The organism is Pseudomonas sp. 8AS (assembly GCF_902506505.1).
Taxonomy (GTDB): Bacteria; Pseudomonadota; Gammaproteobacteria; order Pseudomonadales; family Pseudomonadaceae; genus Aquipseudomonas.
The window spans coordinates 550,350-562,071 of record NZ_LR733406.1; the positions used below are offsets into that span (position 1 = coordinate 550,350).

Here is an 11,722-nt window from a genome sequence, read left to right on the forward strand (position 1 = left end):
GTAAGGAAACCTGACGTGGCTGGAGCCAATCTGTTAGCCCTGCTCGATGACATCGCCAGCGTGCTGGACGATGTCTCGGTGATGACCAAGGTGGCGGCGAAGAAGACCGCCGGCGTGCTCGGCGACGACCTGGCGTTGAATGCCCAGCAGGTCACCGGGGTCAAGGCCGATCGCGAGCTGCCGGTGGTCTGGGCGGTGGCCCGCGGCTCGCTGATCAACAAGCTGATCCTGGTGCCGGCCGCGCTGCTGATCAGCGCCTTCGCGCCCTGGGCGGTGACGCCGCTGCTGATGCTCGGCGGCGCCTTCCTGTGTTTCGAGGGCTTCGAGAAGCTGGCGCACAAGTTCCTCCACAGCCAGGCTGAGGACAGCGGCCAGCATGCCGCGCATGTGCAGGCGCTGGCCGATCCGGCGGAGGACATGCAGGCCTTCGAGAAGGACAAGATCAAGGGCGCGGTACGCACCGACTTCGTGCTGTCGGCGGAGATCATCGCCATCACCCTCGGCGTGGTGGCCAGCCAGCCGTTCCTGCAGCAGGTCACGGTGCTGTCCGGCATCGCCCTGCTGATGACCGTGGGTGTCTATGGCCTGGTTGCCGGCATCGTCAAGCTGGACGATGCCGGGCTCTACCTCAGCCGGCGCGCCAGCGCCCTGGCGCAGGCCGTCGGGCGCGGCATCCTGTGGCTGGCGCCCTGGCTGATGAAGGCGCTGTCGGTGGTCGGTACGGCGGCGATGTTCATGGTTGGCGGCGGCATCCTCACCCATGGCCTTCCCGGTGCCCATGCGCTGATCCAGCACTGGGTCGGGGTCATCGGCAGCATGCCGGCCGTGGGTGGCGTGCTGGCCGTGCTGGCGCCGACTCTGGTCGATGCCCTGTTCGGGGTGCTGGTCGGCGCCCTGGTGCTGGGCGTGGTCGGTGCGGCCGGCAAGGCCTGGGGAGCATTGCGCGGCGGAGCCGCCGGTTAGAGCGTGGAGCTGGCTGCTTAGACGCTAAGCAGCCAGTCGTAGTCGACAATCAGCGGCGCATGCTGGGAGAAGCGCGGCTGGCGCGGCAACTTGGCGCTGCGCACGGTGCGGCGCATGCCAGGGGTGAGCAGCTGGTAGTCGAAGCGATAGCCGAGGTTGAGCATTTCCGCCTGCTCGTTGTCCGGCCACCAGCTGAACTGGTCGCCTTCGCGGCTGACTTCGCGCAGCGCATCGACGTAGCCCATGGTGCCGATCACCTCGTCCAGCCAGGCCCGCTCGGGAGCGAGGAAGCCGGGGGTCTGCTGGCAGTCGCGCCAGTTCTTCACGTCGAGCTTCTGGTGGGCCACGTACAGCGAGCCGCAGTAGATGTACTCGCGGCGCTTGCGCCGTTGCTTGTCCAGGTAGCCGGTGAAGTCGTCGATGAACTTGAACTTCTGGTTGAGGCTCTCGTCGCCACCCTGGCCCGAAGGCAGCAGCACGGTAGCGATGCTGACCTTGTCGAAATCCGCCTGCAGGTAGCGCCCGTAGCGATCCGCCATCTCGAAGCCGAGGCCGTGAATCACCGCCTTCGGTTGCAGGCGGGAATACAGCGCGACACCCCCCTGTTCGGGAATCTCGCCATCGGCTGCGTAGAGGAAGTAACCATCCAGCTGAAAGGCCGGATCGTCCAGTTCGACGGAGGAGGCGCGGGTGTCTTGCAGGCAGATCACGTCGGCATTCTGGGCCTGCAGCCAGCTGAGCAAGCCGCGCTCGACCGCACCCTGAATGCCATTCACGTTGACACTGATGATCCGCATAAATAGCCCCCAAAAACACCTGCGTGTATGATACCTGAGCTCATTCCCAATTAGCCAAATTCATAGCTACAACCGTGCCGTTCGAGGCTTTTCATGCAGGCGTACCAGCGCGAATTCATCCGTTTTGCCATCGAACGCGGCGTGCTGCGTTTCGGTGAGTTCACCCTCAAGTCCGGGCGTACCAGCCCCTACTTCTTCAATGCCGGGCTGTTCAACAGCGGCCTGGCCCTGGCCAAGCTGGGGCGCTTCTATGCGTCCGCGCTGGTCGACAGCGGCATCGACTTCGATGTGCTGTTCGGCCCGGCCTACAAGGGCATCCCCCTGGCGGCGGCGACCGCGGTGGCCCTGGCCGAGCAGCATCAGCGCGACCTGCCCTGGTGTTTCAACCGCAAGGAAGCCAAGGATCACGGTGAGGGCGGCACCCTGGTCGGCGCGCCGCTTACCGGCCGGGTGATGATCGTCGACGACGTGATCACCGCCGGTACCGCGATCCGCGAAGTGATGCAGATCATCCAGGCCCAGGGCGCCCAGGCGGCCGGCGTGCTGATCGCGCTGAACCGTCAGGAGCGCGGCCAGGGCGAGCTGTCGGCGATCCAGGAGGTCGAGCGCGACTATGGCATGCCGGTGGTCAGTATTGTCTCGCTGGAGCAGGTGCTGGATTATCTGGCCGGCGATGCCGGGCTGAAGCAACACCTGCCGGCGGTCGAGGCGTACCGCGCACAATACGGCATCTAGCGTTCCCCACTACCAGCACAGGGTGTTCTGTTCATGCTCAAACCGGTTGCGCTGCGTTGTACGTTGTTCCTGGCCCTGGGGTTGCCGATCCTGGCCGGGGCTGCGGAGATGTACCGCTATGTCGATGAGCGCGGCCTGACCGTGATCAATCGCCTCGGCGTGCCGCCCGAGTCTGTGGCCAAGGGCTATGAGGTGCTCAACGAGCAGGGCCGGGTGGTCCGCGTGGTGCCGCCGGCGCCGAACGCCGAGGAGCGCAAGCGCCTGGCCGAGGAGAAGGCCAAGGCCAAATCCGATGCCCAGCTGCTGCGCATCTACTCCGAAGTCGGTGATGTCGATCGCGCGCGCGATCGCAAGCTGGCCGAACTGGACGGGGTGATCGGCGTGGCGCAGGGCAACCTGCAGTCCCTGCGTACCCAACAGGACAACCTGCAGGCCAAGGCCGCTGAGCACGAGCGGGCCGGGCGTGCGGTGCCCGAGCATCTGCTGGTGCAGATCGAGAACCTGAAGATCGAGCAGGCCGGGGTGGAGAAGGACATCCAGCGCTACCGCGAGGGGCGGGCTGTCGAGGAAGCGGCCTTTGCCGCGGATCGGGCGCGTCTGCTGGAGTTGCGCCAGCGCTGAGTGCCGGCCCGGCAGGTACGCACCTGCCGGGCCGTCAGTCCCTTACTTGCTATTGCTGATCAGCGTGCCGACACCGCTGTCGGTGAAGATTTCCAGCAGCACCGCATTGGGTACCCGGCCGTCGATGATGTGCGCGCTGGTCACGCCGCCTTGCACGGCTTCCAGGGCGCAGCGGATCTTCGGCAGCATGCCGCCGTAGATGGTGCCGTCGGCGATCAGTGCGTCGACCTGCTCGGTGGAGAGCCCGGTCAACACCTCGCCCTGCTTGTCCATCAGGCCGGCGATATTGGTCAGCAGCATCAGCTTCTCGGCCTTCAGGGCCTCGGCGACTTTGCCGGCGACCAGGTCGGCGTTGATGTTGTAGGACTCGCCGCCTTCACCCACGCCGATCGGCGCGATCACCGGGATGAAGTCGCCCTGCACCAGCATGTTCAGCAGGTCGGTGTTCACTGCGGTGACTTCGCCGACATGACCGATGTCGATGATCTCCGGCTGGGTCATCTCCGGGGTCTGCCGGGTGACCTGCAGTTTCTTGGCGCGGATCAGGCCGGCGTCCTTGCCGGTCAGGCCGATGGCGCTGCCGCCGTGCTGGTTGATCAGGTTGACGATGCTCTTGTTGACCTGGCCGCCGAGGACCATCTCCACCACGTCCATGGTGGCGGTGTCGGTGACGCGCATGCCATCGATGAAGTGGCTCTCGATCGACAGGCGCTTGAGCAGATCGCCGATCTGCGGGCCGCCGCCATGCACCACCACCGGGTTGATGCCGACCGCCTTCATCAGCACGATGTCGCGGGCGAAGCCTTCTTTCAGCTCTTCGCTTTCCATGGCGTTGCCGCCGTACTTGATCACCAGGGTCTTGCCGACGAAGCGACGGATATAGGGCAGCGCTTCGGACAGGACCTTGGCGACTTGGGTGGCGGCATCACGGTTGAGGGTCATGGCGCAATGGGCTCCAGATTGGATCAGAACGGCAGGTTGAGGTCGGGGGCGACGCTGTAGAGCTGGGCACGGAAGACTTCCTTGATCCGCTCCAGTTCCGCATCGGTCTCCGCTTCGAAGCGCAGCACCAGCACCGGCGTGGTGTTGGAGGCGCGCACCAGGCCCCAGCCCTTGGGATAGTCGACACGCACGCCGTCGAGGGTGGTCAGGTTGGCCTCGCCCCAGACGCCGTCGCTTTGCAGCTGGTCGATGAGCTGGAACTTGTTCTCGTCGGTGACGCTGATGTTGATTTCCGGGGTCGAGATGTCTGCCGGGAAGGCGGCGAATACCTGTTCCGCGTTGCGTTTCTCCTGGCTGAGGATCTCCAGCAGGCGTGCGGCGCTGTAGATGCCGTCGTCGAAGCCGAACCAGCGCTCCTTGAAGAAGATGTGCCCGCTCATCTCGCCGGCCAGCAGGGCGCCGGTTTCCTTCATCTTCTTCTTGATCAGCGAGTGGCCGGTCTTCCACATCACCGGGCGGCCACCGTAGCCGCTGATCAGGGCGCCCAGGCGGCGGGTGCACTTGACGTCGTAGATGATGTCGGCGCCGGGATTGCGCGACACCACGTCCTTGGCGAACAGCATCATCAGGCGGTCGGGGAAGACCATGTTGCCGACGTTGGTCACCACGCCGACGCGGTCGCCGTCGCCGTCGAAGGCCAGGCCCAGGTCGGCGCCCTCGGCCTTGACCCGGGCGATCAGGTCGACCAGGTTTTCCGGCTTGCCCGGGTCCGGGTGGTGGTTGGGGAAGTTGCCGTCGACCTCGCAGAACAGCGGGATCACCGTGCAGCCGAGGGCCTCGATCAGTTGCGGGGCGATCACCCCGGCCACGCCGTTGCCACAGTCGACCACCACCTTGAGCGGTTTGGCGATGGCGATGTCGCCGACGATCTGCTTGAAGTAGGGCGCCAGGATGTCGACCTGTTCGACGCTGCCGACCCCGCTGGCCAGCTCGTTGTTGTCGATGCGTGTCTTCAGCGCCTGGATCTGCTCGTTGGCCTGGGTGTCGCCGGCGATGACGATCTTGAAGCCATTGTAGTCCGGCGGGTTGTGGCTGCCGGTCAGCATCACCCCGGACTTGCCTTTGAGCACATGGGTGGCGAAGTACAGCGCCGGGGTCGGCACCATGCCGACGTCGCTGACCTGGCAGCCGCAATCGAGCAGGCCCTGGATCAGCTGCTGGACCAGCTGCGGGCCGGACAGGCGGCCGTCACGGCCGACGGCGACGTTCGGTTCGCCCTTGGCCAGGCTCTCGGAGCCGATGGCGCGGCCGATCCAGTAGGCCGCCTCGGTGGTCAGGGTGTCGCCGACTACACCGCGGATGTCATAGGCGCGGAAGATGCTGGCGGGCAGCTTCGGTGGGGTTTGCTGGGCACTGTCCATTGATGTTTGCTCCAATCCCAGGAGGTCCTGGTCTTCGTCGAGAATGTCGATATCGAGGATATCGGTGTCTTGGAACGGCGATTCGGCCGGCCGGAGCGGCTGGTTCGCGAGTTCCGCCTTGGCAGTAGCGAGTGGACTGCCGGCCTCGTCGGGCGAGGCTTCTTGTTTGCGGCGCGGCAGGCGCGCCAGGGTCTGGGCCAGGCCGTCGAGGGCGGTCAGGCTCAGGCTGAAGGCTTTGACCGACTTGCCATTGGACAGCTCCTGGAGCATCTGCCCGAGCTGGCGCACGTCGTTACGCAGACGACTCTGCAGCTGGCTGTGCAGCAGGGCCAGGCCGCACAGGGCGCCGACGGCTGCGAGCAGGGCGGCCAGGCCCAACAGGACGGGCGACAGCGCCGGCGCCTGCAGGTTCGGCCCCGGGGCGAAGCTGAGCGTCCAGTTCGGGTTGCCACTGGCGAACATCTGGGCACTCGCGCTGGTTGGCTCGCCGCGGGTGCTGAGCAGCTGGGCGGCGGTATCGCCGAACTGCTGGCTGAGCTGCATCTGGCCGATGCCGGCCGGCAGCGCGGGCAGGCTGTTGAGCAGGCGTTCGAGGTCGACCACCAGCAGCAGGGTGCCCTGCAGCTGGCTCTGGTCGGCGCTGCGCAGCGCCGCGGCGCTGTACACCAGCCAGCGCTCGCCGATCCGGTAGGCCTCGGCTGCCGGCACCTGGCCATTTTCCAGGCGGCGCAGCAGGTCCAGAGCGGCAAAGTTCATCGGCCCGTTGCGGCCGATATCCAGGCTGGCCCGGCCGGGGGCGTTGAGGTGTACGTCGACCACGCCCTGCCAGTGCTGCTGGCTGCGCTCGGCGGCGGCGATCAGGCTGCGGTCGCCGCTGTGCAGAGCTTCGAGCAGCGCCGGGTTGCCGGCCACGGCCTGGGTGTCGGCCTGCAGCTGTTGCAGGGCGTGCTGCAGGGCGCTGGCCTGGCTGCCGCCCCAGGCCTGGACCAGCTGCTGTTGCTGCTGGCGGTCGCTGCCGTTCAGGCTGAGCCAGAGCAGCAGGGCGGCGGCCAGCAGCCCGCCGAGGGCGACCAGCGCCCCCGGCAGCAGGGCCTGGCGACTGTTGCCTGGTGCCGGCGTCGCGGGGCTGGCCGGAATCGGGCTGGCGTCATCCTTGGCAGTGCGCTTGAACAGTTTCACGCAGCGTCTCCTGAGCGGTTCGTCCGGATGTGGCGGGGTCAGTGGCTGCCGGAGTGGCCGAAGCCGCCGGCGCCGCGCTGGCTTTCGTCGAACTGTTCGACCAGCTCGAAGTGCGCCTGCACCACCGGCACCAGCACCAGCTGGGCGATGCGTTCGCCCACGGCGATGGTGAACGGCGTCTGCCCGCGGTTCCAGCACGACACCATCAGCTCGCCCTGGTAGTCCGAGTCGATCAGGCCGACCAGGTTGCCCAGCACGATGCCGTGCTTATGGCCCAGGCCCGAGCGCGGCAGGATCAGCGCGGCCAGGCCCGGGTCACCGATGTAGATCGACAGGCCGGTGGGGATCAGCAGGGTCTGCCCGGGCTCCAGCACGCTGTCCTGCTGCAGCATGGCGCGCAGGTCGAGGCCGGCCGAACCGGGGGTGGCGTACTGCGGCAGGGGGAAGTCGCTGCCCAGGCGCGGGTCGAGAATCTTGGCTTGCAAAGCGTGCATGGCGGGCCCTGTGAACGGTCGGAAGTGGATCAGGCGCGGGTCAGGCGCTCGGCGATGAAGCTCACCAGCTGGCGGGCGATCTTGCCCTTGCTGGTCTGGGCGAAAGTGGTCGCCTGCAGCTCGCGGTCGATGATGGTGATGGCGTTTTCCTCGCTGTTGAAGCCGATGCTGGGGTTGGCCACGTCATTGGCGACGATCAGGTCGAGGTTCTTGTCCTGCAGCTTGCGCGCCGCATAGCCGAGCAGGTTCTCGGTTTCCGCGGCGAAGCCGACGCTGAACGGGCGGTCTTCCCGGCCGGCGAGAGTGGCGAGGATATCCGGGTTGCGCACCAGCTGCAGGAGCAGGCCGTCGCCGGTGCTGGGGTCTTTCTTCATTTTGTGCGCGGCGACCACTTCCGGGCGGTAGTCGGCGACCGCGGCGGAGGCGATCAGCAGGTCGCAGGGCATCGCGGCCTCGCAGGCGGCGAGCATATCGCGGGCGCTGATCACGTCGATGCGGCTGACCCGGTCGGGGGTCGGCAGGTGCACCGGGCCGCTGATCAGGGTGACCTTGGCGCCGGCCTCGACCGCGGCTTCGGCCAGGGCGAAGCCCATCTTGCCGGAGCTGTGGTTGGTGATGTAGCGCACCGGGTCGATGTTTTCCTGGGTCGGCCCGGCGGTGATCAGCACGTGCTTGCCTGTCAGGCTGTGGCGCTGGAAGCAGTCGGCGGCGAGCTGGGCCAGGTCCTCGGCTTCGAGCATGCGGCCGGGGCCGACGTCGCCGCAGGCCTGGCTGCCGGCCGCCGGGCCGAACAGGCGCAGGCCGCGGCTTTGCAGCAGCTGCGCATTGGCCTGGGTCGCCGGGTCGCGCCACATGGCCTGGTTCATCGCCGGGGCCAGGGCCACGGTGGCGTCGGTGGCCAGCACCAGGGTGGTCAGCAGGTCGTCGGCCACACCCTGGGCCAGGCGCGCCATCAGGTCGGCGGTGGCCGGGGCGATCAGCACCAGGTCGGCCCACTTGGCCAGTTCGATATGGCCCATGGCGGCTTCGGCGGCCGGGTCGAGCAGGTCCAGGCTGACCGGGTGGCCGGACAGCGCCTGCAGGGTCAGCGGGGTGATGAATTCACGCCCGCCGCGGGTCATTACCACGCGCACTTCGGCGCCCTGGTCGCGCAGGCGACGCACCAGTTCGGCGCTCTTGTAGGCGGCGATACCGCCGCCGACGCCGAGGACAATGCGTTTCCGATAAAGCCGCTGCATAGGCCTGCCTTGATCAGTAGGGTTGTGTGGAATGCTGGCGGCGTTGGCGTTCCCTCCCCTGGGCCAGGCATCGGCGATGGGCGCCGCGGTGCTGCCGAGGTCGCCACTGCCCGCCGATTTGCCAGGCAAACGCCGCGAAAAAGCCGGGCTAAGATAGCACAGGGCCCGCGCCGGAACAGCGGGCCGGCTCGACAGGGAGATGTCATGAGTATTCGCGACTGGCCCGCGGCGGAACGCCCGCGGGAGAAGCTTCTGGAAATGGGGGCGGCGGCCCTGACCGACGCCGAATTGCTGGCGATTTTCCTGCGCACCGGGGTCACCGGGCAGAGTGCGGTGGACCTGGCCCGGCATCTGCTGCAGGACTTCGGCAGCCTGCGCGCGCTGCTCGAGGCCGACCTGGCCTGCTTCAGTCGGCGCCTGGGCCTGGGCCCGGCCAAATATGCGCAGCTGCAGGCGGTGCTGGAGATGGGCCGGCGCCACCTGGCCGAGCGGCTCAAGCGCGAGTCGGCGCTGGAAAGCCCGCAGGCGGTGCGCGACTACCTCAAGGCGCGCCTGCGCCACGAGCCCCACGAGGTGTTCGGCTGCCTGTTTCTCGATGCCAAGCACCGGGTGATCGAGTTCGAAGCGCTGTTCCACGGCAGCATCGACGGTGCCAGCGTCTACCCACGCCAGGTGGTCAAGCGGGCCCTGGCGCACAACGCGGCCGCGGCGATCCTGGTGCACAACCATCCGTCCGGAGTGGCCGAGCCCAGCCAGGCCGATCGCGTGCTCACCGGGCGCCTCAAGGAGGCGCTGGCGCTGATCGAGGTGCGCGTGCTCGATCACTTCATCGTCGGCGATGGCGAGCCGTTGTCCCTGGCCGAATACGGCTGGCTGTAGCGCTCAGTCGAGCTGCACCCTGGCAAAGTCCTGGCGGCCGAAGGGGTTGACCCGATAGCCCTGCACGTTGCTGCGCAGCAGGGCGAAGGCGGTCGGGTGGGCCAGCGGCAGCCACAGCGCCTGCTGCTGGATGATCGTCTGGGCCTGTTGGTACAGGCCGCTGCGCACCGCCTGCTCGGCGCTGAGCTTGCCGGCGGCGATCAGCTTGTCCAGTTGCGGGTCGCAGAAACGGGCGAAGTTCAGCCCGGACTGCACCGAGGCGCAGGAAAACTGCGGGGTGAGGAAGTTGTCCGGGTCGCCGTTGTCGCCGGCCCAGCCCATGAACAGCAGGTCATGCTCGCCGGCCTTGGCGCGCTTGATCAGCTCGCCCCATTCGATCACGCGGATCTCGGCGCGGATGCCGACCTTGGCCAGGTCGGCCTGCAGCAGTTGCGCGCCGAGGCTGGGGTTGGGGTTGAGCAGGCTGCCCGACGGGCGGGTCCAGAGCGTCGTGCTGAAACCCTCCGCCAGCCCGGCTTCGGCCAGCAGCGCCCTGGCCTTGGCCGGGTCGTGGGCGTAGCCGGGCAGGTCCTTGGCATGGCTCCAGGTGGTCGGCGGGTAGGGGCCGCTGGCTGCGGTGGCGCTGCCCTCGAACACCGCCTGGAGGTAGCTGGCCTTGTCGAAGGCCAGGTTGATCGCCTGACGCACCTGCGGCTTGTCCAGCGGTGGGTGCTGGCTGTTGAAGGCGACGAAGGCGGTCATGAAGGCCGGCGTCTCGCCGATACGCAGGGCCGGGTCCTGGCGCGCCGCCTGCACATCCAGCGGTTTGGGCGACAGGGCGATCTGGCACTCGCCGCGGCGCAGCTTCTGCAGGCGCACGTTGGCGTCCGGGGTGATGGCGAAGATCAGGCCGTCCACTGCGGGCTTGCCGGCGAAGTAGTCCGGGTTGGCCGTGTAGCGCACCGCGGCATCCTTCTGGAAGCGCTTGAGGATGAACGGTCCGGTGCCGACCGGCGCGTTGTTGAGCTTCTCCGGGGTGCCGGCCTGGAGCAGCTGCGCGGCATATTCGGCCGAGTAGATGGAGGCGAAGCCCATGCTCAGGGTGGCGAGAAAGGTGGCGTCCGCCTGGTTGAGGGTGAAGCGCACCTGCAACGGGGCCGGCGCCTCGACGTGCTTGATCAGCGCGGGCAGCTGCATCGACTGGGCGTGCGGATAGCCGCCGGGCGCGCTCCGGTGCCAGGGATGGGCGGGGTCGAGCATGCGCCGGAAGCTGAACAGCACGTCCTCGGCGTTCAGCTCGCGGCCCGGGCTGAACCACTCGGTGCGCTGGAATCTCACCCCGGGGCGCAGCTGGAAGTCCCACACCAGGCCGTCGGCCGACACCGTCCAGCTGCTGGCCAGGCTCGGCTGCAGCTGGCCGCTGGCGGCGTCGAACTCGACCAGGCGGTTCATCAGCACGTCGGCCGAGGCGTTGGTGGTGGTCAGCGCGTTGTACTGCACCACGTCGAAACCATCCGGGCTGGCCTCGGTGCAGACGCTGAGCACGGCGGCCTGGCTCAGCAGCGGGGCGAACAGCAGGGGCAGGGCGGCAAGGCGCATGGGTGGGATCTCCGTGAGACAATTGGTGGCAAGGGTCTACCCTAGACCAAGGGCCGGAGTGGGACAATCGGCAAGCGGCGACGAGCGGTCAAGCCGGCGCGGCCCTTCAAGCCCGCCGCAGAGCGCGCCGCCCAGGGTCACCCCGCGGCCGGAAAGACATGCTCAACCTTGCGAGTGCCAGGGTGTTCTGGTATAAAGCAGCGCTCTTTTCTAGGGGCCCGCCTCCTGCGCAAGCAGACAAGCGCGGTAAGACCCCCGAGAAACGTGGCGCTGAGCGCCAAATGACTATTGAGTTCAAGCGGCCAACCCATGCCGGGTTGGGCATGTGGTTTAGAGGGCTGAGGCATGTCGAGAGTCTGTCAAGTTACCGGTAAGGGTCCGGTAACCGGGAACAATATTTCCCACGCAAACAACAAAACCCGTCGTCGTTTCCTGCCGAACCTGCAGCATCACCGCTTCTGGGTCGAGTCCGAGAAGCGTTTCGTGCGTCTGCGCGTTTCCGCCAAGGGCATGCGTATCATCGACAAGCGCGGCATTGACGTAGTGCTGTCCGAGCTGCGCGCCCGCGGCGAAAAGGTTTAAGGAGCAAATCATGCGTGAACTGATCCGTTTGGTGTCCAGCGCCGGTACCGGCCACTTCTACACCACCGACAAGAACAAGCGCACCACCCCGGACAAGATCGAGATCAAGAAATTTGATCCGACCATCCGCAAGCACGTGATCTACAAGGAAGCCAAGATCAAGTAATTGATCGGCGACCACGAAAAAACCCGCCTTCTGGCGGGTTTTTTCATGCCTGCAGAAAAGTGCCGGCGGCTGGTACTCGCTGCCGGGTGCGGGGTATGGCGTTCTTCTGGCGGATGCGGCGCAGTGG

General features: G+C 67.1%; 12 protein-coding genes. 6 read left to right on the plus strand and 6 right to left on the minus strand.

Features of this window, described 5'->3' with window-relative positions; genetic code table 11:
- Positions 1–15 precede the first annotated feature (15 nt).
- A complete protein-coding gene (locus GV001_RS02455) occupies positions 16–963 on the plus strand; it encodes a DUF808 domain-containing protein (RefSeq protein ID WP_160077789.1) in 948 nt (315 codons plus the stop codon).
- A gap of 17 nt (positions 964–980) precedes the next feature.
- Here the strand turns inward: GV001_RS02455 and GV001_RS02460 are convergent, their stop codons facing one another.
- Positions 981–1,760, minus strand: coding sequence for an exodeoxyribonuclease III (locus GV001_RS02460; RefSeq protein WP_160077791.1), 780 nt, complete (start codon positions 1,758–1,760; stop codon positions 981–983).
- A 93-nt stretch (positions 1,761–1,853) separates the two neighbouring features.
- On the opposite strand from GV001_RS02460, the gene pyrE reads away from it, so the two are divergent.
- Both pyrE and GV001_RS02470 read left to right on the plus strand, forming a co-directional pair.
- Complete coding sequence (gene pyrE, locus GV001_RS02465; protein WP_160077793.1) at positions 1,854–2,495, plus strand: orotate phosphoribosyltransferase; 642 nt, start codon at positions 1,854–1,856, stop codon at positions 2,493–2,495.
- Between the two features lie 33 nt (positions 2,496–2,528).
- Positions 2,529–3,116 carry a DUF4124 domain-containing protein gene (locus tag GV001_RS02470; protein WP_160077795.1) on the plus strand — a complete coding sequence of 196 codons (588 nt, stop codon included), beginning with the start codon at positions 2,529–2,531 and terminating at the stop codon, positions 3,114–3,116.
- Positions 3,117–3,158: 42 nt separating this feature from the next.
- Here GV001_RS02470 and argB read toward each other — a convergent pair whose 3' ends face one another.
- The 4 genes from argB to coaBC all read right to left on the minus strand — a co-directional run bounded on the left by argB (position 3,159) and on the right by coaBC (position 8,390).
- On the minus strand, positions 3,159–4,058 hold the full coding sequence (gene argB / locus GV001_RS02475) for an acetylglutamate kinase (protein WP_160077797.1): 900 nt from the start codon (positions 4,056–4,058) through the stop codon (positions 3,159–3,161).
- A gap of 23 nt (positions 4,059–4,081) precedes the next feature.
- Positions 4,082–5,479: a phosphomannomutase/phosphoglucomutase gene (gene algC, locus GV001_RS20040; RefSeq protein ID WP_218583052.1), complete on the minus strand. Its 1,398-nt coding sequence runs from the start codon at positions 5,477–5,479 to the stop codon at positions 4,082–4,084.
- 1,217 nt (positions 5,480–6,696) lie between these two features.
- Entirely contained in the window at positions 6,697–7,152 is a 456-nt protein-coding gene (dut, locus tag GV001_RS02485) for a dUTP diphosphatase (protein WP_068825207.1), read from the minus strand.
- A gap of 29 nt (positions 7,153–7,181) precedes the next feature.
- Complete coding sequence (gene coaBC, locus GV001_RS02490; protein WP_160077801.1) at positions 7,182–8,390, minus strand: bifunctional phosphopantothenoylcysteine decarboxylase/phosphopantothenate--cysteine ligase CoaBC; 1,209 nt, start codon at positions 8,388–8,390, stop codon at positions 7,182–7,184.
- A gap of 204 nt (positions 8,391–8,594) precedes the next feature.
- Between coaBC and radC the strand changes: the two genes are divergently transcribed.
- A complete protein-coding gene (gene radC, locus GV001_RS02495; protein WP_160077803.1) occupies positions 8,595–9,269 on the plus strand; it encodes a DNA repair protein RadC in 675 nt (224 codons plus the stop codon).
- A 3-nt stretch (positions 9,270–9,272) separates the two neighbouring features.
- Here the strand turns inward: radC and GV001_RS02500 are convergent, their stop codons facing one another.
- Entirely contained in the window at positions 9,273–10,847 is a 1,575-nt protein-coding gene (locus tag GV001_RS02500; protein WP_160077805.1) for an ABC transporter substrate-binding protein, read from the minus strand.
- A gap of 345 nt (positions 10,848–11,192) precedes the next feature.
- Here GV001_RS02500 and rpmB point away from each other — a divergent pair, with 345 nt between their 5' ends.
- Both rpmB and rpmG read left to right on the plus strand, forming a co-directional pair.
- Positions 11,193–11,429: a 50S ribosomal protein L28 gene (rpmB, locus tag GV001_RS02505; RefSeq protein WP_039806568.1), complete on the plus strand. Its 237-nt coding sequence runs from the start codon at positions 11,193–11,195 to the stop codon at positions 11,427–11,429.
- A gap of 10 nt (positions 11,430–11,439) precedes the next feature.
- Positions 11,440–11,595, plus strand: coding sequence for a 50S ribosomal protein L33 (gene rpmG / locus GV001_RS02510; RefSeq protein WP_160077807.1), 156 nt, complete (start codon positions 11,440–11,442; stop codon positions 11,593–11,595).
- Positions 11,596–11,722: the final 127 nt, after the last annotated feature.

What these genes read in the sequence shown, in the direction of transcription:
- GV001_RS02460 (WP_160077791.1), bottom strand. Translation starts at nt 1,760, where the DNA reads ATGCGGATCATCAGTGTCAACGTGAATGGCATTCAGGGTGCGGTCGAG.
- pyrE (WP_160077793.1), top strand. Translation starts at nt 1,854, where the DNA reads ATGCAGGCGTACCAGCGCGAATTCATCCGTTTTGCCATCGAACGCGGC.
- GV001_RS02470 (WP_160077795.1), top strand. Translation starts at nt 2,529, where the DNA reads ATGCTCAAACCGGTTGCGCTGCGTTGTACGTTGTTCCTGGCCCTGGGG.
- argB (WP_160077797.1), bottom strand. Translation starts at nt 4,058, where the DNA reads ATGACCCTCAACCGTGATGCCGCCACCCAAGTCGCCAAGGTCCTGTCC.
- algC (WP_218583052.1), bottom strand. Translation starts at nt 5,479, where the DNA reads ATGGACAGTGCCCAGCAAACCCCACCGAAGCTGCCCGCCAGCATCTTC.
- dut (WP_068825207.1), bottom strand. Translation starts at nt 7,152, where the DNA reads ATGCACGCTTTGCAAGCCAAGATTCTCGACCCGCGCCTGGGCAGCGAC.
- coaBC (WP_160077801.1), bottom strand. Translation starts at nt 8,390, where the DNA reads ATGCAGCGGCTTTATCGGAAACGCATTGTCCTCGGCGTCGGCGGCGGT.
- radC (WP_160077803.1), top strand. Translation starts at nt 8,595, where the DNA reads ATGAGTATTCGCGACTGGCCCGCGGCGGAACGCCCGCGGGAGAAGCTT.
- GV001_RS02500 (WP_160077805.1), bottom strand. Translation starts at nt 10,847, where the DNA reads ATGCGCCTTGCCGCCCTGCCCCTGCTGTTCGCCCCGCTGCTGAGCCAG.
- rpmB (WP_039806568.1), top strand. Translation starts at nt 11,193, where the DNA reads ATGTCGAGAGTCTGTCAAGTTACCGGTAAGGGTCCGGTAACCGGGAAC.
- rpmG (WP_160077807.1), top strand. Translation starts at nt 11,440, where the DNA reads ATGCGTGAACTGATCCGTTTGGTGTCCAGCGCCGGTACCGGCCACTTC.